Here is a 23,268-nt window from a genome sequence, read left to right as displayed (position 1 = left end):
CCCTATGATCGCCCTGGCGGGATAGGCGGCATGGATCAGGACAAGCAGGAAGGGTTCGAGGAACTGGTCGGTCCAGCTGGATCGACCGGTACGCGCCTGTTGCTTTTGGCGGCGCGGCGCGTGCATCGGACCAAAAGCAAGCTGCGCGGGTCGGTGCGCAAACGCGTTCCCTTCCTCCTGCCGAAACACGGACCGCTGTCCGATCTCGATGGTGGGATCGAGATGTCGCTGCATGTGCTCAGCCGCGACCCGCTGGTGCTCTATGTCCCGATTGGCGGAGCCCGTCCGCTCTATCCGCTGGCGGCCCTTGGCCGGCGCCTGGCGGGACGGCGCGTCACCTTCCTGACGATGCAGACCTGGACCATGGAGCGGCCGGCTGTCATCGCCCGGATGGGCCGCGATCTCGCCTGGTATGCCGGCCGGTTTCCGCTGCACGAAATCATCTTCCTGTGCAACACCGAGGAAGAGCGCCGTCTCGTCGCGGCTGCGGGCGGCAATGCCATCTTCTCCAACCACAATCTGATGGTGTCGGAGGATATATTCCGGCCGCTGCCGGACGTGCCGGTCGAATTCGACGCGGTCTACAATGGCCGCATCTCGCCGATCAAACGCCATCACCTGGCCTTCGACATAGAGCGGCTGGCCCACATCACCTATTCGATCGGCGAATTGCCGCCGGTTGCCGCCCGCGCCTTTGTTCGGCGACTGCAGGCGCGTTCGCCGCTCCACCAGATCGCCAATCCGCTCGTCGACGGCTGGCCGGGCAAGCTGACGGCGCAACAGGTCAACCACGTCTACAACCAGGCCGCCGTCGGGCTGTGCCTGTCGGCCGTGGAAGGAGCGATGTACTCCTCGATGGAATATCTGATGGCCGGCCTGCCGATCGTCAGTACGCCGAGCCTTGGCGGTCGCGACGTCTATTTCGATCCGGATTATTGCATCGTCGCCGATCCGGAACCGGCTGCCATTCGCCGCGCCGTCGAGACGCTGCGAGATCGTGCCATAACGCGTCAGCACATCCGCCGCCGCACGCTGGAGAAGGTTCACGCCCAGCGCATCGAGCTCATGGCGTTCCTGACTGCATTGCTGCGGCGCAAGGGAAGCCGTGCGCCACCCATCGAGACTTGGCCTTTCCCCGGCACAGACGGCATGATGCGTCGGGGAACGGTGCGCGAAATCGCTGCCTTCGTCAGCGAGCCAGAGCCGACGTGACGCCGTTCGACCTCGGGAGATTTCGCTGCGGGCGTGAAGATTGCTTGGCGGTTTACAGCGGTGGCGTGTAGCCTTGATTCAGAAGTTTCAAAAACACGCACCCGTCTCAAGGGTGCGGCACCGGCGAGGAAATCAAAAGCATCATGGCCAAGAAAACCGAAAACAGCGGCCCCTCCGTCAGCGCCGAGGAGGCGCTGGAATTCCACGCTATGGGCCGCCCCGGCAAGCTGGAGATCGTCGCCACCAAGCCGATGGCGACGCAGCGCGATCTGAGCCTCGCCTATTCGCCGGGTGTCGCGGTTCCTGTGCTGGCCATTGCCGAAGACCCCAGCCGCGCCTTCGACTACACGACGCGCGGCAACATGGTCGCCGTCATCTCCAACGGCACCGCCATTCTCGGCCTCGGCAATCTCGGCGCGTTGGCCTCCAAGCCGGTGATGGAAGGCAAGGCGGTGCTGTTCAAGCGCTTCGCCGATGTCGATTCCATCGACCTCGAGGTCGACACCGAGGATGCCGACGAGTTCATCAATTGCGTGCGCTTTCTTGGGCCGTCCTTTGGCGGCATCAACCTGGAAGACATCAAGGCGCCGGAATGCTTCATCATCGAGCAGCGCCTGCGCGAACTGATGGACATCCCGGTCTTCCACGACGATCAGCACGGCACCGCCATCATCTCGGCCGCCGGGCTGATCAACGCGCTGGAGATCACCGGCCGCGACATGAAGACCACGAAAATGGTCTGCAACGGCGCCGGCGCCGCCGGCATCGCCTGCATCGAACTGATGAAGGCGATGGGCTTTGCCCCCGAGAACATCATCCTGTGCGACACCAAGGGCGTCGTCTACCAGGGCCGCACCGAAGGCATGAACCAGTGGAAGTCGGCGCATGCGGTCAAGACCGACACGCGCAGCCTGGCCGAGGCGCTGGACGGCGCCGACGTCTTCCTCGGCCTGTCGGCCAAGGGCGCATTGACCACCAAGATGGTGCAGTCGATGGCCAAGAACCCGATCATCTTCGCCATGGCCAATCCCGACCCGGAGATCACGCCGGAGGAAGTGGCCGAAATCCGCACCGACGCCATCATGGCCACCGGGCGTTCCGACTACCCCAACCAGGTCAACAATGTGCTGGGCTTTCCCTACATCTTCCGCGGTGCGCTGGATGTCAGGGCCACCACCATCAATGACGACATGAAGATCGCCGCAGCGAGAGCGCTGGCCGACCTGGCGCGCAAGGACGTGCCCGACGATGTCGCCGCCGCCTATCAGGGCAACCGGCCGAAATTCGGCCCGAACTACATCATCCCGGTGCCGTTCGATCCGCGCCTGATCTCGGCCATCCCGCTCGCGGTGGCCAAGGCGGCGATGGAGTCGGGCGTCGCCCGCAAGCCTATCCTCGACCTCGACCGCTACGCGCAGGAGCTGTCGGCCCGCCGCGACCCGATCGCTTCGACCTTGCAGCGCATCTACGATCGCGTCCGCCGCCAGCCCAAGCGCATCGTCTTTGCCGAGGGCGAGGAAGAACAGGTGATGCGCGCCGCCGTCTCCTATGTGAACCAGAAGCTCGGCACCGCGATCCTGCTCGGCCGCGACGATGTAATCAAGGAAAACGCCAGGCACGCCGGCATCGACCTGAACAAGCAAGGCATCGAGATCATCAATGCCAGGCTTTCGCGCCGCAACGGCATCTACACCGATTATCTCTACGAGCGCATGCAGCGCAAAGGCTTCCTGTTCCGCGACTGCCAGCGGCTGATCAACAACGACCGCAACCATTTCGCTGCCTGCATGGTGGCGCTGGGCGATGCCGACGGCATCGTCACCGGCGTCACCCGCAACTATTCCACGGCGCTTGACGATATCCGCCGCGTCATCGACGCCAAGCCCGGACACCGCGTCATCGGCGTCTCCATCGTGCTCGCGCGGGGCAAAACAGTCCTCGTCGCCGATACCGCCGTGCACGACATGCCCAATGCCGAACAGATCGCCGACATCGCCGAAGAGGCGGCGGGATTTGCCCGCCGCATGGGCTACGAGCCGAGGCTCGCCATGCTTGCCTATTCGACCTTCGGCCACCCGCAGGGCGAACGCTCCGAGCGGGTGCAGGAAGCGGTGCGTATCCTCGACAAGCGCCGCGTCGATTTCGAATATGACGGCGAGATGGCCGCCGACGTTGCGTTGAACGCCCGTGCCATGGCGCAGTATCCGTTCATCCGGCTGACCGGCCCGGCCAACGTGCTGATCATGCCGGCGTTCCACTCGGCCTCGATCTCGACCAAGATGCTGCAGGAACTCGGCGGCTCCACCGTCATCGGCCCGCTGCTGGTCGGCTTGAACAAACCGGTCCAGATCGTCTCGCTCAACGCCAAGGATTCGGACATCGTCAACATGGCTGCGATCGCGGCCTATAGCGCGGGAGCCTGATTGGCGGCAAAATCGCCAACGCATAAGAGATTGATAATATTCGGCTGCTATAGGGAACGTTCTCGCCCCCTATGGCCTTATGGCATTGGCGGCGCGCTCAGACCGCCAAAACGGGGGTGCGGCCATGAAGCATGACACGGCATCTGTGGTCGGCCAGGGGGTCTATCACGACGAGCGCCTGGATGCGCTGCTGAGCATCACCGGCCGCATGGACGGTTATCTCTACCGTTGCCGCAACGATGCGTCCTACACCATGCTCTACATCAGCGACGGCATTTTAACCGTCAGCGGTTATCGGCCGAGCGACTTCATTCAAAATGCCGTGCGCGACTATGTCTCGGCGATCCACCCGGATGATCTCGCTGCGGTCTATGCCGCCGTCGATACCGCGCTCGAGGCGCGCTGCAACTGGAACGTCGACTACCGCATCGTGCCACAGGTCGGCGAGCCGCTCTGGGTGCGCGAGATCGGAGGCGGGGTCTGGGATGGTGCCGGCGAACTCGAATTCCTCGAAGGTTTCGTCGTCGACATTAGCGACCGTAAGGTAGTCGAGGATCTCAATGCCGAACTGCTGCTCGAACTCAAGGCCGCCAATGAGGAACTCTCCGTACAAAAGCGCGAGATCGAGCTGGCCAAGCAGCAGAGCGATCATTCGGCCAACCACGATGCATTGACCGGCCTGCCCAACCGGCGCGCCTTTCACAACGAGCTGAGGTCGGTGATCGACCGCTGCGACAGCACCGGCCAGGCGGCCGGCCTGCTGTTCATCGACCTCGATAGGTTCAAGAAGGTCAACGACACGCTCGGCCACGAGGCCGGCGACGCGCTGCTGCAGGAGGTGGCGGGTCAGCTTCGCACCATCCTGCGCAGCGCTGATTTCGTGGCGCGGCTCGGTGGAGACGAGTTCGCATTCCTGTTTTCAGGAGAGGCTAGCCGGGCCCGACAGAAGGCCGTGGGCGTCGCCGAACGTATCCTGGAAAAGCTGCGGATCAAGGTGCCGACGCCGAATGGAGCCATCCATGTTGGTTGCACCGTTGGCGTCGCCATCTACCCGGCGGAAGCGTCCGATTCGGAGGCGCTGATAACGCTCGCCGACCGACTGATGTACATCGGCAAAAAGAGCGGCCGCAACCGGCTGGTCACCGCCGGGGCTTTGGAACCCGGGCCTACGTCCGACGACCTTCGCCGCACCGCCTGAGCGGAGCGCCGGACAGCCTGATCCGGCGGGAACCCCTCATCTGGCTCGGCGCTGCGCGCCGAAAGACGGCCCTACAGCAACCCCGCCAATTGGGCCGCGCTGCGCAGGTTTTGCCGCGGCCGTGGCCCGAGCTGCTGGATCACCAGCCCGGCGGCCAGCGAGCCGAGATCGCCGCAATCCTTCAGGCTGCGCCCCGAGGTGTAGCCGTAGAGGAAACCGGCGGCATAGAGGTCGCCGGCGCCGGTGGTGTCGACCAGTTCGCGGATCGTCGTCGCCTGAATGGTGACGGTCTCGTCGCCGCGCACGATCACTGAGCCTTTTTCGGAGCGGGTGACGGCGGCAATCTTGCAGTCTTTGCGGATAGCCGCCAGCGCCTCGTCGAAGGATTTTGTCTGGTAGAGCGACTTGATCTCGTGGCTGTTGGCAAAGACAATGTCGACAGTGCCCGAGCGCATCAGCTCGAGGAACTCGTCCCGGTAGCGGTCGACGCAGAACGAATCCGACAACGTCATCGACACTTCGCGCCCGGCCTCGTGTGCGAGCTTCGCCGTCTGCCGGATCGCCTCCTTGGCGCGCGGCGGATCCCACAGATAGCCCTCGAAATAGGTAACCTTGGCGCCGGATGCCTTGTCGGCCTCGACGTCTTCCGGGCCGAGTTCGACGCAGGCGCCGAGATAGGTGTTCATCGAACGCTCGCCATCGGGGGTGACGAATATCATCGAGCGCGCCGTCGGCGGCTGTCCCTCAAGCGGCCTGGTGTCGAAGGCAACGCCCTGGGCATGGATGTCATGGGCGTAGATTTCGCCGAGCGGATCGTTCGACACCTTGCCGAAGAAGGCGGCGCGGCCGCCGAAGCTGGCGACGCCCGCCGCCGTGTTGCCGGCGCTGCCGCCCGAGGCCTCGATCGCCGGCCCCATGCGGCTGTAGAGCAGCTCGGCGCGCTTGGTGTCGATGAGGTTCATCGCACCCTTGATGATGCCGTTGGTCTCGAGAAAAGCGTCGTCGCACTGGGCGATGATGTCGACAATGGCATTGCCGATGCAAAGCACGTCAAAATCCGGCATCAATGTCTCCGCCTCGGAACCTGCCGGCTTTCTGCCGCGCCCGGGCGGGTCTACAGCATCACCCCGAAAAATGGCAACCGATTTCCATCCTTTGCCGGCCCAAGCCGGCGCGCGCGCCTGGGACGAGGCTCCATCACAGTTCGACCGTGGCCGAAGCATCTGACCGCCGGGTCGCCTACAAGCTTGGCTTCAAATCAAGCGCTGGAAGCACCCGCATGCAAGCAAAGACCGACATGACCACCGAACTGGCGCTGCTTGGCGTGCTGGCCGCCCTGTGGGGCGCGTCCTATACCTTCATCAAGATCGGTGTCGAGACGATCCCGCCGATATCCTTCATCGCTGCCCGCACCTTGATTGCCGGCGCCATCCTGCTCGCGCTGATCCGCTGGCGCGGCCTCGCCATGCCCAAGGACAGCGCGACCTTGTGGCGGTTCATGGTCCAGGCCTGCCTCAACAGCGTCGTGCCGTTCACGCTGATCGCCGCCGCCGAGCGCTCCATCGACGCCGGTCTGGCCACCATTCTCAACGCGACCTCGCCGATCTTCACCTTCCTGCTGACCGCGCTTATCACCCGCCATGAATCCGTGACCGCACGCAAGCTGTTCGGTGTCGGTGCCGGCATTGCCGGCATTTGCCTGATCGTCGGCACCCAGGCGCTTGGCGGGCTCGGCCATCAATTGTGGGCGCAGCTTGCCGTCATTGCCGCCACGGTCTGCTATGCCGGCGCCGCCATTTTCGGCCGCGGCTTTAGGGGACTCGACCCGATGCTGCCGGCCGCCGGCTCGATGCTGTGCGGCGCGGTCATCCTCGTCCCCTTGAGCCTGGCCTTCGACCGCCCGTGGACCCTGTCGCCTTCAATGGCGTCGATACTGGCCTTGTTGGCATTGTCGGTGTTCTCCACGGCGCTGGCCTTCTGCATCTTTTTCCGCCTCATCCACACGCTTGGTTCGGTCGGCACGACGTCGCAGGCCTATCTGCGCGTGCCGATCGGCGTCGGCATCGGCGTCGTGTTCCTCGGCGAGAGCCTTGGGCCGACAGCTTTCTGGGGCATGGGCTGCGTCGTCGCCGGCGTTGCGGCAATGACCATCCCAGCCCGCTCCCGGGCGCTGGCGCGCTAGATCGTGATGAGATTTGGTTGAAATCTCATCATGATCTAACCCTTTGTTGGAGCATGATCTTTTCCAAAAACCGGTACCCACTTTTTGGGATCATGCTCTAGTTCCCGTCCGGAATTGCGCCCGCTCCAGCAGGCTTGCGGCTGACAGGGTCTCAGCCTATGTCGGAGATATCCGTTCGTTCCTGGGGGTGAAACGCCGTGATCTTCAACGCTGCCCGCGCCGCCTTCAGCCGGCTGTTTTCTCCCGAATTCCGCGCGGTTTTCCTGAAGACGCTGGGCTTGACCGTCCTGGCGCTGGTCGCGTTGTGGTTCGTCTTGACCGGGCTTGTCGATTGGCTGGCCCTGCCATGGGTTCACTCCTTGCTGCCCGGCCTGCCGTCCTGGGCCGGATGGCTGAGCGGCATCATCGCTGCCATCGCGCTTGCCTTCGGGATGGCGCTGCTGATCGCGCCGGTGACGGCAATCGTGGCGGGCCTGTTTCTCGAAGACATCGCCGAAGTGGTCGAGCGCACCGACTATCCGGCCGATCCCGTCGGACGCGCCATGCCGGCGCTGCGCTCGCTCGTGTTGTCGGTGAAATTCTTCGGCGTTGTCATCCTGGGCAACATCGTCGCCCTGCTGCTTCTGTTGGTTCCGGGCGTCAACATCGCCGCCTTCTTCATCGTCAACGGCTATCTGCTGGGACGTGAATTCTTCGAATTCGCCGCCATGCGCTTCCGCCCGGAAGACGAGGCGAGGGCGTTGCGCCGGAAACATGCCGGCACCGTGTTTCTGGCCGGGCTGCTCATTGCTGCCTTCCTCGCCGTGCCCCTGCTCAACCTGCTGACGCCGCTCTTTGCCGCCGCCATGATGGTGCATCTGCACAAGGCGGTCGGCGCGCGGGAGAGCGCCGGGCGATAGGCCTATCAACGCAGAAGAAAACCGCGTCCCAATTCGTCATCCGGCTCGACGGTGAATTCCGCCCGGCCCGAATAGTAGGCGCGGCCGCCGACGCGGGCGATGATCGCATCATGCGGGCCGGCCATGGTCGTGCGCGCCACCGCTCCGGAAAAGCGCGAGCCGGCGATGCTTTCGAAGGACCGCTCCTGACCAGGGTTGATCTCACCCTTGGCATGCATTGCCGCCAGCCGCGCGGTGACGCCGGAGCCGGTCGGCGAGCGGTCGACCTCGGCATCGGCAAAGACGCAGATGTTTTTTGTTGCCTTGCCGGAGAACGCATCGTGTCCATCGGTGAGGATGGTGCCGTAGAGGAAAGCGAGATCGGCATGGTCGGGATGCGATAGAGGGAACGCCGCCTTCAGCCGCTCGGTCAGCGCGGTTGCCGCGTCGACGAAATCGCGCACCCGGCTGCGGCCGAACTCCAGGCCGAATTGATGGCAGTCGGCCAGCGCGTAGAAGGCGCCGCCATAGGCGATGTCGAACGCAATCTTGCCGTATCCCCCCAATTCGATTTGTTGGTCATGGGCAAACAGAAAGGCCGGCACGCTTTCGAACGACACCGATCCCGCTTTGCCGTCCTTGACCTCCACCGAAGCGACGACCAAGCCGCACGGCGCCTCGATGTTGACCATGGTGATTGGCTCCTGTTTCGCCACCAGGCCTTCGTCGACGGCGTAGCGGCCAAGCGCAATGATGGCGTGGCCGCACATCGTCGAATAGCCCTCGTTGTGCATGAACAGCACGGCCAGCTCGGCGCCGGGCAGGTCGGGCTCCACCAGCAGCGCGCCATACATGTCGTAGTGACCACGCGGCTCGAAGACCAGCAGCTTGCGCAAATGGTCGAGGTGGTCGCGCACATAGGCGCGCTTTTCCAGGATCGTGCCTTTGGGAATGTCTGGATAGCCGCCGGTGACGATCCTGAGCGGCTCGCCGCCGGTGTGCATGTCGACGACGGTGAGCGTCATGCGCCGGGACCCCCTAGCCTGAGGATTTGGAAAACAGCGCCTGCAATTTGCCGAACGGGATGGCGGCCCGGGTGAAGCCGAACGTGCCGTCCTGCTGGATCTCGCGCGCCGCGGTTTCCAGCATGCCGAAGGCGAAATTGGTCAGCCACGGACCGAGCGAGATGCGCTTGACCCCGGCCATGGCAAGGTCGGCGATGGTGAAGGCCGGGAGTGCCATGACATTGACCGGCCTGCTCACCGCCGAGCAGATGTTCCGGATGGTCTCGACATCTTTGAGGCCGGGCGCATAGAGCACATCGGCGCCGGCCTTTTCGAAGGCCTGCAGCCGCTTGATCGTGTCGTCGAGATCCGGTTTGCCCCAAAGGAAATTCTCGGCCCGTGCGGTGAAGACGAAATCATGCTTGAGCGCCCGTGCGGCCTCAGCAGCAGCTGCAACGCGCTCGACGGCGTGTGAAAACTCATAGATGGGCTTGTCGGGATCGCCGGTATGGTCCTCGATCGAGCAGCCGGCGAGACCTGCCGCTTCGGCCGCAAAAACCGTCTCGGCGGCACTCGTCGCGCTGTCGCCCTTGCCTTTCTCGAGATCGGCCGACACCGGCAGGCTGGTCGCCGCCGTCAGCTCGCGGCAATGGTGGATCATCGCCTCGAAGGTCACTGCGCCATCGGGCAGGCCGCGCGAGAAGGCAAAACCGGCGCTGGTCGTCGCCAGCGCCTTGAAGCCGAAGGAGGCCAGGAGCTTGGTCGTGCCGACATCCCAGGGGTTGGGCATGACGAAGGTCGAGGCGTGCAGGTCGCGAAAGATCTTGCCCTTGTCCATGAGTGCTCCCTTCAGATGCGGAAATGCCGGCAGATTCTATCGTGCAGCAATGCACCGGGCAAACAAATGCGGTTGGCTCAGAAGCGTTTGGCGTTCTCTCCTGCCAATTTGTCCAGCGCATCGGAATCCTTGACGTAGTGCAACGTCTTCTTGTCCCAATGATAGGTAACGGAAATTGTGTGGGCTTCAGGCTTGGGCGGCTGGTCGTCGCAGCTCTCGCCGTTGAGCACCGTGGCGTCGGTCACCGTCACTTTGACCGCGGCATAAGGCTGTCCGTCAGCGATCGTCTGGAAAGCAACATCCTGCTTGCGGCTGTAGGCGCACAGGTTCTCATCGAAGGTGAAGATCATGTCGATCAGTTGGAATTTGTCGTCGCGCACCATGATCAGCGGCGTGATCGCGTAGTTTTGGCTTGAATTGAAATGCGCGCTCATGGTGATCACAATGTCGTCGTTCGGCCCAACGGAAAGCTTGCCCGGTTCACGGAAATAGGTGCCGCGGTCGAGCGCGACATTGACGACGTCGAGCAGCTTCGGCCTGTCTGTGATGTCGTAGAGCGCCAGCACGGCATAGCCTTCGGCGCTGTCGGGAGAGTCGCCGAGGTCGTAGAGCATCGCCAGCCGGTCCTTACCCCCGGCCTTGATGGCGAGCACGCCGGCGTTGGAGAGGCCCGATGTCTCAGGCGGCGAACCGCCGCCATCCGGTCCCTCGATGTGGCGCATCTCGATCGGCAATCCACCCCGGTAGAAACCGTTGCTGTCACCTGCGAGGCCGGGAATGACCATCCTTGCGAGGTCCAGATAGGTCACATCCATGTGACCGGGGATGGCGCTGCCGAATTCCGGGAAGCTGACGGCTTGCGCGCCGGCTGCGGTCCAAAGCCACGGCAGCAGCACAAGCGCTAGAGCAATTTCAGGAAAAGTGTGTGCGGTTTTCCGGCCGGAAATTGCGACAAAACAAAAAGATAGAGCGGTTCGCCGTTTCCATGAAACGGTGAAACGCTTTAGGATGGAGCGAAGCAGGTTCGTTGGCATGGGTGCCTCAGGCTGGCCGCGCGGAACCTAACACAGCTTCAGTGGATCGGCACCAGCCCGGCAAGTTCGCGCATGTCGTCGAACAGGACGCCGCCGGCGCTGGCCAGGCCATCGCGGTCGGAATAGGGATCGCCATGATAGGAATAGACACGCATGCCGGCGGCAATGCCGGCCTGCGTGCCGGCAACGCTGTCCTCGATGACGATGCAGTCGGCCGACGCAAAACCCATGGTCTTTGCCGCATGCAGGAACAGGTCCGGGAACGGCTTGCCGCGGCTGACCATGGTCGAAGAGAACATGGCATGCTCGAACAGCGGCAGCAGCCCGGTCTGGCCGAGCGTGATGTGCATCTTCGAGATACGCGCGGAAGTGGCGACGCAATAGGGAATGCCGGCCGCGCGAACCGCCTCGATGAAGTCGCGCACGTAGGGGATCGCCTCGACGCCATGCGCAAACAGATCGGGCAGGCCGGCATTCCAGCGATCTACGAAATCGGCGCCGAGCCGCACCGTGGTCGTCTCTTCGATTTCCTTCTGCACCGAAGCCATGCTGCGGCCGGAAAAATATTTGCGGCAATATTCGAATGTGGTGGGATAACCGGCGGCAACAAACCACTCGGCAAGCCGCCGGTTGGCAAGGTTCTCGGTGTCGACCAGGATGCCGTCGCAGTCGAAGATGACCAGTTTCGGTATGCTCATTTCAGGCGGTGCCGGTCGATCCGAACCCGCCCGCGCCGCGCGTCGTGGCGCCGGCCAGCGAGCGCTCCTCAACCGTCACCTGCGTCACCGCGGCAAAGACGATCTGGGCAATGCGCATGCCGCGCGTCACCGCGAAATCCTCGTCGCCAAGGTTGATCAGCAGCACCTTGACCTCGCCGCGATAGTCGCTGTCGACCGTGCCCGGTGAATTGAGGACGGTCAGCCCATGCTTGAAGGCAAGGCCGGAGCGCGGCCGCACCTGGCCTTCCATTCCTTCGGGAATTTCCAGGATCAGACCGGTCGGCACCAAGGCGCGCTTGCCAGGCAGGATCAGCAGCGGCCGGTCTTCCGGCACCGCGGCGCGCAGATCCATGCCGGCGGCGCCGGTGCTTTCATAGGCGGGAAGGGGAAGTCCATCTCCATGCGGCAACCTGACGAAGCCGACAGTGGGACCAATGACGGAGGAATTTTGGAAGGCTGCGCGCATAAAATCGATCCTATCGGCGCGAACGGCGATTCGGTCAACTCGTCCGCAGGCCTATCAACGGCTTTCTTTCAGGCGTCAGTGTGACCTAGCGCAATTCCATCGGAACGACGGTCGTCTCCTTGATCTCCTCCATGACGAAGGAGGCCGAAACGTCCGACAGCGCCACCTTGGCGATCAGCCGCTGATAGAGCCGGTCATAGGCCTTCATGTCAGCGACGCGGGCGCGCAGCACGTAGTCGAGATCGCCGGACATGCGATAGACCCCGGTGATCTCGGGAAAACCGGTCACCGCCGCACGGAACTTCTGCAGCCAGTCCGGGTCATGATTGGAGGTGCGGATCAGGATGAACACCGAAAGTCCGAGCCCGAGCTTGTCGGCATCGACCAGCGCCACCCGTCCGGTGATGACGCCGTCCTCTTCCAGCCGCTTGACCCGGCGCCAGCAGGCGTTGCGCGACAGCGACACTTTTTCGGAGAGCTGATCGACCGATAGTGTGCCGTCGCGTTGCAGCTCGGCCAGCAATCTTCGGTCGATTTCATCAAATTCAAGCGCCATGTGGGATGAATGTCCCGAACCACGGCGTTAGACAAGGACAAATTGAGACCGATGAACCTTTACCCCGTGGCAGGATACCCACATCGGGGCTTATCCCGGCAGGAGGGATCACCATGACGACGCTGTTTTCGAAGCTGTTCACCTCTCACCCGGCCAAGGTGGGCGAGACCTATTTCAGCCATATGGCCTTTGCCGCCTGGTTCTGCTCGCGCCTCCTGATGGCCGCTGGTGCGGCACTCGTTCACGCTTTCTTGCCGTTTCTCTTCGAAACTACGGCAAGCCGAATCGTTCGCGAACTCTACGAGCGGACGCACAACAGAGGCTCGCACGCGGTCAAGGAGCCCCAGGCTCTCTTGGATCGCGCCTAGGATTGGTTAGAAGCCATGTGCCGATGGGCGGCCTATCTGGGTGAAGCGGTCTTCCTCGAAGACGTCGTCACCGCACCTTGCCACTCGCTGATCGCCCAGAGCCATTGCGCCCAGGAAGCCAAGTCGCCGACCAATGGCGACGGTTTCGGCCTTGCCTGGTATGGCGACCGGCCCGAGCCCGGCCTCTACCGCGACATCCTGCCGGCCTGGTCGGATCCCAATCTGAAAAGCCTATGCCGGCAGATCAAATCCGGCCTGTTCCTCGCCCATGTCAGGGCGTCGACCGGCGGCGCCACCAGCCGCATGAACTGCCATCCCTTCATCTCCGGCAACTGGTCGTTCATGCACAACGGCCAGATCGGCGGCTTCGAAAAGATCCGCCGCGCGCTGGAGAACTCGCTCTCTGACGCCGTCTTCGACCAGCGCGAGGGCACCACCGATTCCGAATTGTTTTTCCTGCTGATGATCGACGAGGGTCTTGCTGGCGACCCGCAAGGGGCAGTATCGCGCGCCACCGCTCGGGTTCTGGAGGCGTCACGCCACGCCGGTCTCGAACCGGCCTTGAAACTCACTGCAGCCCTTTCCGATGGGCGCGCGCTCTATGCCGTGCGCTACGCAAGCGATGCCCACGCACCGACGCTGTACACGTCGCTCCGCAACGGCGGTCGTTGCATCGTGTCCGAACCCTTCGACCGCGAAGGCGGCGACTGGCAGGCGATCCCGCCGGCGAGTTTTGTCACGATCACTGGCGATGGGATGAGCATTCGGCCGTTCGTGCCGGCTGTGGCAAGGCTGGCACTGGTCGTCTAGGCCCTAGTCTAAGCCGCATTCCTTCGCGCCCCCCTCTGTCCTGCCGGACATCTCCCCCACGAGGGGGGAGATTGGAGGTCACGGCGGCCTTCGCCAATTTTCAACGCAGGAAAAGGGGCGCCGAAGCCAAAGCTGCCAATCTCCCCCCAAAGTGGGGGAGATGTCCGGCAGGACAGAGGGGGGCGCCGTAGAGCGCCAACCTCAACCGACCGGCAAGCGCAATTTTGATCAAGCGCCGATGATCTCCGAATGCTGAACTTGGTTTTAAACCGCGATACGTTTGGCAGCAGCCGGAGCAATCATGGACCTCGCCTTTTCCTCTACCATCGATCTCGCCGCCGCAATCGCGGCGCGAAAGATCTCCGCCGTCGAAGCTCTGGACGCCCATCTGGTCCAAATCGACCGACACAACGAGGCCGTCAACGCCATCGTCAATCTCGACCGCGAAGGCGCCCGTGAGCGCGCTGAAAACGCCGACGTGGCATTGGCGCATGGCGATGCGCTCGGCTCGCTGCATGGCGTGCCCTTCACCCTGAAGGATACGCACGAAACGGCCGACATGAAGACCACGGTTGGTTTCGCACCATTCGCCGACTATGTGGCAAAGGCAGACAGCCCGGTCGTCGCCCGATTGAAAGCCGCAGGCGGCATCCTGATTGGAAAGACCAATGTCGCGACGATGCTGGGCGACTGGCAATCGGACAATCCGCTGTTCGGTCGCACCAGCAATCCGTGGAACCGATCGCGCACGTCAGGCGGGTCCAGCGGTGGCGCAGCGGCAGCGGTGGCGACCGGCATGACGCCGTTCGATGTCGGCACCGACATGCAGGATTCGATCCGCCTGCCGTCGGCTTTTTGCGGCGTCTACGGGTTGAAACCGACCGAGCACCGCGTGTCCCTGGCCGGCGCCTTCCCCGATCCGAACGGCGCGGCGCGTAGCGTGCGGCTGATGTCCTGCCTCGGCCCGCTGGCGCGCAGCGTGGGGGATCTTGCGCTGATCTACAAAATCATCGCCGGCCCGGACGGAGCAGACACCGACCTCGCGCCGGTGCCCGTAGAGGCCATGCCCAGGCTCGACCTCAAGACATTGCGCATCGCCGTCGCGCCGTCCTTCCCCGGCTTTCCGGTGGCTGGTAAAATCGCTGCCGCGGTCGAAAGCCTTGCCAAGCGGTTGCAATCAGCAGGGGTGATTGTGGAAGAAGCGAACTTGCCTGAGATCGATCTGCATGACGATCTGGAGCAGGGCGGCGATCTGATCGGCATGATGCTGGAGGCAGCGCAGCCCGAACCGCCGGAGCAGCCAACGCCGATCACCAATTGGTTCGAGGCGCTCGCTCGCCGCGACCGCTCGATCCTGGCCTGGGACAGGTTCTTCGAAACCTGCGATGCCTTGCTGTGCCCGGTCGCCATGACCACGGCCTTCGCGCATTGTGAGCCCGGCACGCCGATCGAAGTCGACGGCAAGGAGCAAAGCTATTGGATGCTACCGGCCTATGGCGCGGTCTTCAATTATTCCGGCCATCCGGCACTCTCGCTGCCCTGCGGGCAAGACCGCGACGGCCTGCCTATCGGCCTGCAACTGGTCGGCAAGCGCTGGTCGGAATCGCGGCTGCTCGGCATCGCCAAGGCGATCGAAGCGCTGACCGGCGGCTTCAAGCGTCCGCCGGGCTACTGAGCAAACCGACCCAACCCATAAGGCGTCAGCAGCGGATCACGCTCGCCGTCGAGAATTTCGCGCGTGGCGAACAGCCCGACCGCGGGCGCCAGCGTTATGCCGGAATGCATGACGGCGACATAGAGACCTTCCGTGCCCTCGGCGCGGCCGATGATCGGAAAGCCGTCGATCGGCGTCGGCCGGTAGCCAACCGTGTGGAAATCGAATTCCAGTTCGTCGGCGCCGCGCAAAGCCGCCTTCATTGCTGCAAACAGCTCGCGCGCCGTGGCGTCGGGATTCTCACCGGGATCGCTCCCCGCGAAATCCGAGCCGGCGATGATGCGGCCCTCCGCCGTCTGGCGCATATGCAGCTTTTCGGCATGCACCAGCCCGTTGAGGAGCTTCTTGTAGGGCTGCGAGTGGACGATCAGACCGGGCGGCGTCTCGATTGGCAGCTTGATGCCGGCGGTAGCGGCAATATCGGGCGCCCCGACACCGGCTGCGATCACCACCTCTTCGGCTGGCATCAGCCCATGCGATGTATCGACACCGGCAATCCTGCCATCGGTCTGGACAAGTGCGGTTACAGAACTGGAGAGAACGCGCGCACCTTGCCGTTCTGCGTGGGCCAGCAGCGCCTTGGCCGCTGCGACCGGTTCGGCCACGCCTTCCTCCGCGACATAGACAGCGAATTCCGGCGGCTCGACGAGATTGGGCTCGATTTGCGCTGCCCGCCCGGCGTCGACGCGTTCGATGCCGTAACCCCAGCAAGCGTGCTCAGCCGCGTAGGCTTCGAGCCTGTCGGCCGGCAGATCCCAGCACAGCCCGCCGCACCAGGCGAGCGGCAGGCCGGGCAGCTCGTTTGCCAGCCGCTTCCATTCGGCCATCGCACGGATGCGCAGCCGGAAATAGATTTCGGGATTGCCCCAGCTGGCGTTGATCCAGGCAAAGGAGTTTGGCGTGGCGACGCCGCCGGCACCACTATCGGAAATCACAGTCACCCGCGCCCCGGCCTTGGTCAGGTGCCAGGCGATGGACGCCCCGATAATGCCGGCGCCAATGACGATGACTTCTTTAGCGCTGCTCATACCGGACCTCTCAGAATGGGCTCCTCTGATGCCACCGTAACGATTCAAGCTCAAGTGTGGTCGGCCTGCCGGCCCGAAACTGTCGACAGGCCAGCAATGCGCTGCTAGAAGCCCGCGCCACAGACAGGATTCCAGAAATTGGCTGAAGACATCGAACAGGCGGTATCGCGCCGCCGCACTTTCGCGATCATCGCCCACCCAGACGCCGGCAAGACGACGCTCACCGAAAAGCTGCTGCTGTTCGGCGGCGCCATCCAGCTTGCGGGCGAGGTCAAGGCCAAGAAGGACCGCATCCAGACGCGGTCCGACTGGATGAAGATCGAGCGCGAGCGCGGCATTTCGGTCGTCACCTCGGTGATGACCTTCGAATACGAGGACAATGTCTTCAACCTGCTCGATACGCCCGGCCACGAGGATTTTGCCGACGACACCTACCGCACGCTGTCGGCGGTGGACTCGGCCGTCATGGTCATCGACGCCGCCAAGGGCATCGAGCCGCGCACGCTGAAGCTGTTCGAGGTCTGCCGGCTGCGCGATATCCCCATCATCACCTTCATCAACAAGATGGACCGCGAAAGCCGCGACCCCTTCGAGATTTTGGACGAGATCGAGCAGAAGCTGGCGCTGGACACTGCCCCCATCACCTGGCCGATCGGCCGCGGCAAGACTTTTGCCGGCACCTACCACCTGGCGCTCAACGCTGTGCGCAGGGGCGATGCAGAGAAAGACCGCACGCCGGTCAACGGCCCCGACTCCAACCGCGTCGCCGGCCTGCTGCCGGAAAACGAGCGCGAAGCCTTCATCGAGGAGCTGGAACTCGCGCGCGAAGCCTGCCGCCCGCTCGACATCGACGCCTTCCGCGAAGGCCATCTGACGCCGGTCTATTTCGGCTCGGCGCTGCGCAATTACGGCGTGCGCGACCTGATCGAGGCGCTCGGCGCCTTCGGCCCGCCGCCGCGCGCGCAGGAGGCAGACACCCGCAAGGTCGAGGCGACGGAGGAGAAGATGACGTCCTTCGTGTTCAAGATCCAGGCCAATATGGACCCCAACCATCGCGACCGCATCGCCTTCGTGCGCGTCTGTTCGGGCAAGCTCGAGCGCGGCATGAAGGCCAAGCTGGTGCGCACCGGCAAGCCGATGAGCCTGTCGGCACCGCAGTTCTTCTTCGCTCGCACCCGCGTCACCGCCGACGAAGCGTTTGCCGGCGATGTCGTCGGCATTCCCAACCACGGCACGCTGCGTATCGGCGATACGCTGACCGAAGGCGAGGAGATACTGTTCCGCGGCGTACCTAACTTCGCGCCGGAAATCCTGCGCCGTGTGCGCCTCGGCGACGCGATGAAGGCGAAAAAACTCAAGGAAGCGCTGCACCAGATGGCCGAGGAAGGCGTCGTGCAGCTGTTTTCGCCGGAAGACGGCTCGCCGGCCATCGTCGGCGTTGTCGGCGCGCTGCAGCTCGACGTCTTGAAGGAAAGGCTGAATTTCGAATACACGCTGCCGGTCGAATTCGAAATGTCGCGCTTCTCGGTCTGCCGCTGGATCTCTGCCGACGACAAGGCCGAAACGCTTCGCTTCATTGAGGCGCATCGCGGCGACATCGCCCGCGACCTCGACAACGACCCGGTGTTTCTGGCCCAGCACGCCTTCTCGCTGAACTACGAAGCCGAACGCTGGAAGGCGATCCGCTTCGCAACCGTCAAGGACTACCAGGTCCGCGACAAGGCGGCCTAAGGCGCCCCTTTTCCTTCTGCCCGCTTACGGGGAGAAGGTGCCCGAAGGGCGGATGAGGGGCAGCGCCGACGTTGAAGGGTCAATTGGCTCCAACGCGCGCCGGCCCTTCGCATGGCTCAGGGCGTTCGAAGCTCGAAAAGCCAAGCAATTGGCTTTTCGTCCGCTACGCGGACCCCTTCTCACCCCTCCGCAGCTTCCTCGATCTTCGCAATATCGATCTTGCTCATCTGCATCATCGCCGACATCACCCGCCCGGCCTTGGCCCGGTCCGGATCCAGAAGCAGGCGCGGCAGTTGCTCCGGCACGACTTGCCAGGAGACGCCGAACTTGTCCTTCAGCCAGCTGCATTGCGACGGTTCGCCGCCGCCTTCGATGAGCTTGTCCCAGAAATAATCGACCTCTTCCTGCGTCTTGCAGTCGATCGACTGTGACATCGCCTCGTTGAACTTGAATTGCGGTCCGCCGTTGAGTGCCTGGAACTGCACGCCGTCGAGTTCGAACGTGGTCACCAGCGCCTTGCCGGCATCGGCATGGCCTTCGGGCCAACGCAGCACGCTCAGCACCTTCGAATTCTTGAAGATGGAGACGTAGAAATTCATCGCCTCTTCGGCCTGGCCATCGAACCACAGGCAGGTGGTGATCTTTTGCATGTCATGCTCCTCGGGTGTTTGGTTGCGGTTACAGGTGAAGCGGCTGACTTATTGAAATGGTGCCATTCCCTTGCCGTCGTCCCAAGGACGGATGCCGGGCTAGCGATCCGACACTGGCCGGCAATCTTTTTCGAAACCCTGATTTCAGCGAGACTCTGGCGCATTGCAAAAATGTGGCCAGACCATACTTGCCGGTCTATAAACCCTGCGATCCAAATCCAGCGCCGCCACGCTCCGCGTTGAGCGCAGCCAGCCAGCCAAGGAAAATTCATGCCTGCCTATCGCTCCCGCACCACCACCCACGGCCGCAACATGGCCGGCGCCCGCGGCCTGTGGCGCGCCACCGGCATGAAGGATTCGGACTTCGGCAAGCCGATCATCGCGGTGGTCAATTCCTTCACCCAGTTCGTGCCGGGTCATGTCCATCTGAAAGACCTTGGCCAGCTGGTGGCGCGCGAGATCGAGAAGGCCGGCGGTGTCGCCAAGGAATTCAACACCATCGCCGTCGATGACGGCATCGCCATGGGCCATGACGGCATGCTCTATTCGCTGCCGTCGCGCGAGCTGATCGCGGACTCGGTCGAATACATGGTCAACGCGCATTGCGCCGATGCCATGGTCTGCATCTCCAATTGCGACAAGATCACGCCCGGCATGCTGATGGCCTCCTTGCGCCTCAATATCCCAAGCGTCTTCGTCTCCGGGGGGCCGATGGAAGCCGGCAAGGTGGTGCTCGCCGGCAAGACACAAGCGCTCGACCTGGTCGACGCCATGGTTGCCGCCGCCGACGACAAGATCTCCGACGAGGACGTCAAGGTCATCGAGCGCTCGGCTTGCCCGACCTGCGGCTCGTGCTCGGGCATGTTCACCGCCAATTCGATGAACTGCCTGACCGAAGCACTGGGGCTCTCGCTGCCGGGCAACGGCTCGACGCTGGCAACCCACGCCGACCGCAAGCGGCTGTTCGTCGAGGCGGGTCACCTTATCGTCGATCTCGCCCAGCGCTACTACGAGCAGGATGATGAGACGGCGCTGCCGCGCAGCATCGCCTCGAAGGGCGCCTTCGAGAACGCCATGACGCTCGACATCGCCATGGGCGGCTCGACCAATACGGTGCTGCATATCCTGGCCGCCGCCCACGAGGGCGAAGTCGATTTCACCATGGAAGACATCGACCGGCTGTCACGGCGGGTTCCGGTGCTATGCAAGGTCGCACCGGCCAAGTCCGACGTGCATATGGAAGACGTCCACCGCGCCGGCGGCATCATGGCGATCCTCGGCCAGCTCGACAATGCCGGGCTGCTCAACCGCGACCTGCCCACGGTGCACACGGCGAGCCTCGGCGAAGCGCTCGACCATTGGGACATTTCCCGCACCTCCAGCCAAAGCGTCCGCGATTTCTTCCTCGCCGCTCCGGGTGGCGTGCCGACACAGGTCGCCTTCAGCCAGGACCGCCGCTGGGACGAGCTCGACCTCGACCGCGAGAAGGGCGTCATCCGTTCGGCCGAAACGCCGTTCTCGAAAGACGGCGGCCTTGCCGTGCTGAAAGGCAATCTGGCGCTCGACGGCTGCATCGTGAAGACGGCCGGCGTTGACGAGTCGATCCTGAAGTTCACCGGCCCGGCCCGCGTGTTCGAAAGCCAGGACGCTTCGGTGAAGGCGATCCTGTCCAACGAAATCAAGGCCGGCGATGTCGTCGTCATCCGCTATGAAGGGCCGCGTGGCGGCCCCGGCATGCAGGAAATGCTCTACCCCACCAGCTATCTGAAGTCGAAAGGCCTCGGCAAAGCCTGCGCGCTGGTCACCGACGGCCGCTTCTCCGGCGGCACATCAGGCCTGTCGATCGGCCATGCCTCGCCCGAAGCAGCGGAAGGCGGCACGATCGGACTGGTGCAGGAAGGCGATACGATCGAGATCGACATCCCCAACCGCACGATCCGGCTTGCTGTCAGCGACGCTGAACTCGACGCGCGCCGCGCGGCCATGGAGGCGAAGGGCGCCATGGCCTGGAAGCCCGAGGAAAAGCGCAAGCGCAAGGTGACGACCGCGCTGCGCGCTTACGCCGCCTTCGCCACCAGCGCCGACAAGGGCGCGGTGCGGCACGTGCCGGAGTGATCCAGCCCGGCTAGTGGTACTGGCCGTACCAAGGCGATTTCGGATCGGGAAGATAGGGCCAATCCGTGCGGGTTGGCAGCGATCGCTTTGCGTCTTCCGCCTGTGATGGTGTCAAGAAGATGCCGAACAGGTCGTTTCCACCGTTGAGCGCGTAGTATCGCACGCCCGAATGGGTGAGCTGGTCATTGATGATTTTGAAGAAGACATAAGTGGCCGTGCCCCAGCTTTTGTCTTCGCTGCCCACACTATCCGGGGCGTATATCACGAACTCCTGGCCAGCCGAGCGCACGGCATATCGTGAAGCGTACATGTCTACGCTTTCCTCGATTGCGATTGGGTCTTTCACATATTGCCGAAGCTCGGGCAAAACTTCTTGGTAGGTCTTTGCGATTCCTTGTTCGGCGAGGTTCTCCGCGTCGAGGTGATGCGCCTTGTCGTAGTCGAGAGCCATGGCAGGAGATTGCGCGGCAAAGGTGCCCAACAAGACGGATCGTAGAAAGGACATGAACCGAGCAGCGCGCATACTCGCACTCCGTTATGGCATCAGCTGATATTCGTAAAGCTTCTGATACAGCCCGCCCTGGTTGAGCAGCGTGCGATGCGCGCCGCTTTCCACCACCTTGCCGGCCTCCAGCACCACGATCGTGTCGGCCTGGTGCACGGTCGACAGGCGGTGGGCAATGACGATGGTGGTTCGCCCGACCGTCAGCTGCTGCAGCGCGTCGCGGAACAGCGCCTCGGATTCGGCGTCGAGTGCGCTGGTCGCCTCGTCGAGCAGCAGGATCTCCGCATTGCGCAGCATGGCGCGCGCGATCGAGATGCGCTGGCGCTGGCCGCCTGACAGCAGCGCGCCATTCTCGCCGACATCCGTGTCGTAGCCTTTCGCCTGGGCGCTGATGAAGTCATGTGCATTGGCGGCCCTTGCGGCGGCCATTACTTCCTCGTCGGTGGCGCCCTCGCGCCCGAGCCTGATGTTGTGCATGATCGTGCCGGCAAACAGGAACGTGTCCTGGCTGACATAGGCGATCTTTTCCCTGACCGAGGTGAGCGTGGCACAAGAAATGTCCTGGCCATCGAACATCACCTTGCCGACCTGCGGGTCGTACATGCGCATGATCAGGTTGAGGATGGTCGACTTGCCGCTGCCCGAGGGTCCGACCAGCGCCGTCATCTTGCCGGCGGCAAGCGTCAGGTCCAGTCCCTCGAACACCGGCGCGCTTTCGGGGTAGGCGAAGCTGACATTGTCGAAATGGATCTCGCCCGGCCCGGCCCGCAGCGGCTTTGCATCCGGCTTTTCGGCCAGCGTCAGCGGCCGGTCGGCGAGCTGGAACATCATGCGCACGCCGACAATGCCGGTTTCAAGCGAGATGCGTACCCGGGCCAGGCGCTTGGCCGGTTCATAGGCCAACAGCAGTGCCGCGATGAAGGCCATGATGTTGCCCGGCATCTGACCGCCGCCGCCCAGAACCAGAAAGCCGCTGACAAAAACGGCGCCAGCGATGGCCAGCCCCGCAAGCGTTTCCATCACCGGGCTGGTGGCGGCCTCCAGCGTGGCGATGTTGTTGGCGCGGCTCTCCACGTCCGACACGGCCTTGTACATGCGCTTGCGCATGGCGCCTTCGAGACCGAAGGATTTGACGACGCGCACGCCGATCGCCGTTTCCTGCATCACCTGCACGATCTGGCCGAGCGAACGGAATTCTTGCGAGGCAATTTTTCGGACGCGCTTCAGGATACGATTGACGCCGTAAATGGCGATCGGCCCGATCACCAGACAGATGAGGGACAGCGCCGGCTGCTGCCAGACCATCACCCCCACCAGCGCAGCCAGCGTCACCAGATCGCGAACATAGGACGTGACGATTTGGTCGAGCACGCTGCGCGCGGCCTGGGCATTGTTCGTCATGCGCGAAATCAGTTCGGACGAAGAGGTCGAATGATAGAATTCGATGCCTTGTGCAAGAATGCTGTCATAGATCTTGCGCTGCCGGTCGGCGATGATGGCATTGCCGACCCTGCTCATGAAGTAGGCCTGGATGAAGTTTGCGAAGCCCTTGAGAATGAAGATCGCTCCGGTCGCCGCCGCGATCAGATTGACCTGCCCAATCCGCTTGTAAACCACGAATTCATTGGTGATTTCGCGCAGCATATAGGCGCTGGCTGCTGTCGTTGCCGCCACCACCAGCATCGACAGAATGGCCGCAGCGTAGCCAAATCTATGCGCGTGAAAGGATTCCCGCAAAAGCCTTGCGATAAGGCGCTGGTTTTCCGTCGAAAGGAAGAAGCGAAACAAATGGCAGATCCCATGCCTGACTGACGAATTTCGGATTCGCCACCGGGGC

The 23,268-nt window shown here is 63.3% G+C and carries 21 protein-coding genes; 10 read left to right on the top strand and 11 right to left on the bottom strand.

Going from position 1 to position 23,268, the window contains the following annotated elements; all coding sequences use genetic code 11:
- The first annotated feature begins 30 nt into the window (after window positions 1-30).
- The 3 genes from NKJ80_RS01395 (at window position 31) to NKJ80_RS01385 (ending at window position 4,833) form a co-directional block, all read left to right on the top strand.
- Window positions 31-1,212 carry a glycosyltransferase family protein gene (locus NKJ80_RS01395; protein WP_352496899.1) on the top strand — a complete coding sequence of 394 codons (1,182 nt, stop codon included), beginning with the start codon at window positions 31-33 and terminating at the stop codon, window positions 1,210-1,212.
- Between the two features lie 143 nt (window positions 1,213-1,355).
- A complete protein-coding gene (locus NKJ80_RS01390) occupies window positions 1,356-3,635 on the top strand; it encodes an NADP-dependent malic enzyme (protein ID WP_023685127.1) in 2,280 nt (759 codons plus the stop codon).
- A gap of 124 nt (window positions 3,636-3,759) precedes the next feature.
- Window positions 3,760-4,833, top strand: coding sequence for a sensor domain-containing diguanylate cyclase (locus NKJ80_RS01385; protein ID WP_023732507.1), 1,074 nt, complete (start codon window positions 3,760-3,762; stop codon window positions 4,831-4,833).
- 71 nt (window positions 4,834-4,904) lie between these two features.
- On the opposite strand, the gene NKJ80_RS01380 is transcribed toward NKJ80_RS01385, so the two are convergent.
- Complete coding sequence (locus NKJ80_RS01380) at window positions 4,905-5,897, bottom strand: adenosine kinase (protein ID WP_023692653.1); 993 nt, start codon at window positions 5,895-5,897, stop codon at window positions 4,905-4,907.
- Window positions 5,898-6,112: 215 nt separating this feature from the next.
- Here NKJ80_RS01380 and NKJ80_RS01375 point away from each other — a divergent pair, with 215 nt between their 5' ends.
- Together NKJ80_RS01375 and NKJ80_RS01370 are read left to right on the top strand one after the other, a co-directional pair.
- Complete coding sequence (locus NKJ80_RS01375; protein WP_023690035.1) at window positions 6,113-7,015, top strand: DMT family transporter; 903 nt, start codon at window positions 6,113-6,115, stop codon at window positions 7,013-7,015.
- 197 nt (window positions 7,016-7,212) lie between these two features.
- Entirely contained in the window at window positions 7,213-7,914 is a 702-nt protein-coding gene (locus NKJ80_RS01370) for a sulfate transporter family protein (RefSeq protein WP_023690036.1), read from the top strand.
- Window positions 7,915-7,919: 5 nt separating this feature from the next.
- On the opposite strand, the gene NKJ80_RS01365 is transcribed toward NKJ80_RS01370, so the two are convergent.
- The 6 genes from NKJ80_RS01365 to NKJ80_RS01340 all read right to left on the bottom strand — a co-directional run bounded on the left by NKJ80_RS01365 (window position 7,920) and on the right by NKJ80_RS01340 (window position 12,510).
- On the bottom strand, window positions 7,920-8,918 hold the full coding sequence (locus tag NKJ80_RS01365) for a proline racemase family protein (RefSeq protein WP_352461788.1): 999 nt from the start codon (window positions 8,916-8,918) through the stop codon (window positions 7,920-7,922).
- 13 nt (window positions 8,919-8,931) lie between these two features.
- Entirely contained in the window at window positions 8,932-9,735 is an 804-nt protein-coding gene (locus NKJ80_RS01360; protein ID WP_023732504.1) for an isocitrate lyase/PEP mutase family protein, read from the bottom strand.
- A 77-nt stretch (window positions 9,736-9,812) separates the two neighbouring features.
- Window positions 9,813-10,631 (bottom strand): hypothetical protein, encoded by an 819-nt coding sequence (locus tag NKJ80_RS01355; RefSeq protein WP_245274483.1) that lies wholly within the window; start codon window positions 10,629-10,631, stop codon window positions 9,813-9,815.
- A gap of 176 nt (window positions 10,632-10,807) precedes the next feature.
- Window positions 10,808-11,467 (bottom strand): HAD family hydrolase, encoded by a 660-nt coding sequence (locus NKJ80_RS01350; RefSeq protein WP_352461785.1) that lies wholly within the window; start codon window positions 11,465-11,467, stop codon window positions 10,808-10,810.
- A 1-nt stretch (window position 11,468) separates the two neighbouring features.
- Window positions 11,469-11,954: a dUTP diphosphatase gene (dut, locus tag NKJ80_RS01345; protein ID WP_023672879.1), complete on the bottom strand. Its 486-nt coding sequence runs from the start codon at window positions 11,952-11,954 to the stop codon at window positions 11,469-11,471.
- 85 nt (window positions 11,955-12,039) lie between these two features.
- A complete protein-coding gene (locus NKJ80_RS01340; protein WP_023672880.1) occupies window positions 12,040-12,510 on the bottom strand; it encodes an Lrp/AsnC family transcriptional regulator in 471 nt (156 codons plus the stop codon).
- A gap of 113 nt (window positions 12,511-12,623) precedes the next feature.
- On the opposite strand from NKJ80_RS01340, the gene NKJ80_RS01335 reads away from it, so the two are divergent.
- The 3 genes from NKJ80_RS01335 (at window position 12,624) to NKJ80_RS01325 (ending at window position 15,363) form a co-directional block, all read left to right on the top strand.
- Complete coding sequence (locus tag NKJ80_RS01335; protein WP_023685117.1) at window positions 12,624-12,878, top strand: DUF6356 family protein; 255 nt, start codon at window positions 12,624-12,626, stop codon at window positions 12,876-12,878.
- A 15-nt stretch (window positions 12,879-12,893) separates the two neighbouring features.
- Window positions 12,894-13,688, top strand: coding sequence for a class II glutamine amidotransferase (locus tag NKJ80_RS01330; protein WP_023685116.1), 795 nt, complete (start codon window positions 12,894-12,896; stop codon window positions 13,686-13,688).
- Between the two features lie 301 nt (window positions 13,689-13,989).
- Window positions 13,990-15,363: an amidase gene (locus NKJ80_RS01325; RefSeq protein ID WP_352496898.1), complete on the top strand. Its 1,374-nt coding sequence runs from the start codon at window positions 13,990-13,992 to the stop codon at window positions 15,361-15,363.
- Here NKJ80_RS01325 and NKJ80_RS01320 read toward each other — a convergent pair.
- Window positions 15,357-16,430 carry an NAD(P)/FAD-dependent oxidoreductase gene (locus NKJ80_RS01320; RefSeq protein ID WP_023672884.1) on the bottom strand — a complete coding sequence of 358 codons (1,074 nt, stop codon included), beginning with the start codon at window positions 16,428-16,430 and terminating at the stop codon, window positions 15,357-15,359. The genes NKJ80_RS01325 and NKJ80_RS01320 overlap by 7 nt on opposite strands.
- Before the next feature lie 138 nt (window positions 16,431-16,568).
- Between NKJ80_RS01320 and NKJ80_RS01315 the strand changes: the two genes are divergently transcribed.
- The gene (locus tag NKJ80_RS01315; RefSeq protein WP_023755673.1) at window positions 16,569-18,161 is read left to right on the top strand and encodes a peptide chain release factor 3; all 1,593 of its coding nucleotides are present in this window, start codon (window positions 16,569-16,571) and stop codon (window positions 18,159-18,161) included.
- Between the two features lie 179 nt (window positions 18,162-18,340).
- Here the strand turns inward: NKJ80_RS01315 and NKJ80_RS01310 are convergent, their stop codons facing one another.
- Entirely contained in the window at window positions 18,341-18,811 is a 471-nt protein-coding gene (locus NKJ80_RS01310) for a VOC family protein (protein ID WP_023672886.1), read from the bottom strand.
- A 270-nt stretch (window positions 18,812-19,081) separates the two neighbouring features.
- Here NKJ80_RS01310 and ilvD point away from each other — a divergent pair, with 270 nt between their 5' ends.
- Window positions 19,082-20,926 carry a dihydroxy-acid dehydratase gene (gene ilvD, locus NKJ80_RS01305; RefSeq protein ID WP_031246581.1) on the top strand — a complete coding sequence of 615 codons (1,845 nt, stop codon included), beginning with the start codon at window positions 19,082-19,084 and terminating at the stop codon, window positions 20,924-20,926.
- Window positions 20,927-20,936: 10 nt separating this feature from the next.
- Here the strand turns inward: ilvD and NKJ80_RS01300 are convergent, their stop codons facing one another.
- Both NKJ80_RS01300 and NKJ80_RS01295 read right to left on the bottom strand, forming a co-directional pair.
- The gene (locus NKJ80_RS01300; protein WP_156033682.1) at window positions 20,937-21,407 is read right to left on the bottom strand and encodes a hypothetical protein; all 471 of its coding nucleotides are present in this window, start codon (window positions 21,405-21,407) and stop codon (window positions 20,937-20,939) included.
- A gap of 54 nt (window positions 21,408-21,461) precedes the next feature.
- Window positions 21,462-23,219, bottom strand: a complete 1,758-nt coding sequence (locus NKJ80_RS01295) for an ABC transporter ATP-binding protein (protein WP_352496897.1) — start codon at window positions 23,217-23,219, stop codon at window positions 21,462-21,464.
- Window positions 23,220-23,268: the final 49 nt, after the last annotated feature.

This window comes from Mesorhizobium sp. M0030 (assembly GCF_040323695.1).
Classification (GTDB): Bacteria; Pseudomonadota; Alphaproteobacteria; order Rhizobiales; family Rhizobiaceae; genus Mesorhizobium.
The sequence above is the reverse complement of the archived record's forward strand: the minus strand, read 5'-3'. Positions and strand labels throughout refer to the sequence as shown.

What these genes read in the sequence shown, in the direction of transcription:
- NKJ80_RS01395 (WP_352496899.1), top strand. Translation starts at nt 31, where the DNA reads ATGGATCAGGACAAGCAGGAAGGGTTCGAGGAACTGGTCGGTCCAGCT.
- NKJ80_RS01390 (WP_023685127.1), top strand. Translation starts at nt 1,356, where the DNA reads ATGGCCAAGAAAACCGAAAACAGCGGCCCCTCCGTCAGCGCCGAGGAG.
- NKJ80_RS01385 (WP_023732507.1), top strand. Translation starts at nt 3,760, where the DNA reads ATGAAGCATGACACGGCATCTGTGGTCGGCCAGGGGGTCTATCACGAC.
- NKJ80_RS01380 (WP_023692653.1), bottom strand. Translation starts at nt 5,897, where the DNA reads ATGCCGGATTTTGACGTGCTTTGCATCGGCAATGCCATTGTCGACATC.
- NKJ80_RS01375 (WP_023690035.1), top strand. Translation starts at nt 6,113, where the DNA reads ATGCAAGCAAAGACCGACATGACCACCGAACTGGCGCTGCTTGGCGTG.
- NKJ80_RS01365 (WP_352461788.1), bottom strand. Translation starts at nt 8,918, where the DNA reads ATGACGCTCACCGTCGTCGACATGCACACCGGCGGCGAGCCGCTCAGG.
- NKJ80_RS01360 (WP_023732504.1), bottom strand. Translation starts at nt 9,735, where the DNA reads ATGGACAAGGGCAAGATCTTTCGCGACCTGCACGCCTCGACCTTCGTC.
- NKJ80_RS01350 (WP_352461785.1), bottom strand. Translation starts at nt 11,467, where the DNA reads ATGAGCATACCGAAACTGGTCATCTTCGACTGCGACGGCATCCTGGTC.
- dut (WP_023672879.1), bottom strand. Translation starts at nt 11,954, where the DNA reads ATGCGCGCAGCCTTCCAAAATTCCTCCGTCATTGGTCCCACTGTCGGC.
- NKJ80_RS01340 (WP_023672880.1), bottom strand. Translation starts at nt 12,510, where the DNA reads ATGGCGCTTGAATTTGATGAAATCGACCGAAGATTGCTGGCCGAGCTG.
- NKJ80_RS01335 (WP_023685117.1), top strand. Translation starts at nt 12,624, where the DNA reads ATGACGACGCTGTTTTCGAAGCTGTTCACCTCTCACCCGGCCAAGGTG.
- NKJ80_RS01330 (WP_023685116.1), top strand. Translation starts at nt 12,894, where the DNA reads ATGTGCCGATGGGCGGCCTATCTGGGTGAAGCGGTCTTCCTCGAAGAC.
- NKJ80_RS01325 (WP_352496898.1), top strand. Translation starts at nt 13,990, where the DNA reads ATGGACCTCGCCTTTTCCTCTACCATCGATCTCGCCGCCGCAATCGCG.
- NKJ80_RS01320 (WP_023672884.1), bottom strand. Translation starts at nt 16,430, where the DNA reads ATGAGCAGCGCTAAAGAAGTCATCGTCATTGGCGCCGGCATTATCGGG.
- NKJ80_RS01310 (WP_023672886.1), bottom strand. Translation starts at nt 18,811, where the DNA reads ATGCAAAAGATCACCACCTGCCTGTGGTTCGATGGCCAGGCCGAAGAG.
- ilvD (WP_031246581.1), top strand. Translation starts at nt 19,082, where the DNA reads ATGCCTGCCTATCGCTCCCGCACCACCACCCACGGCCGCAACATGGCC.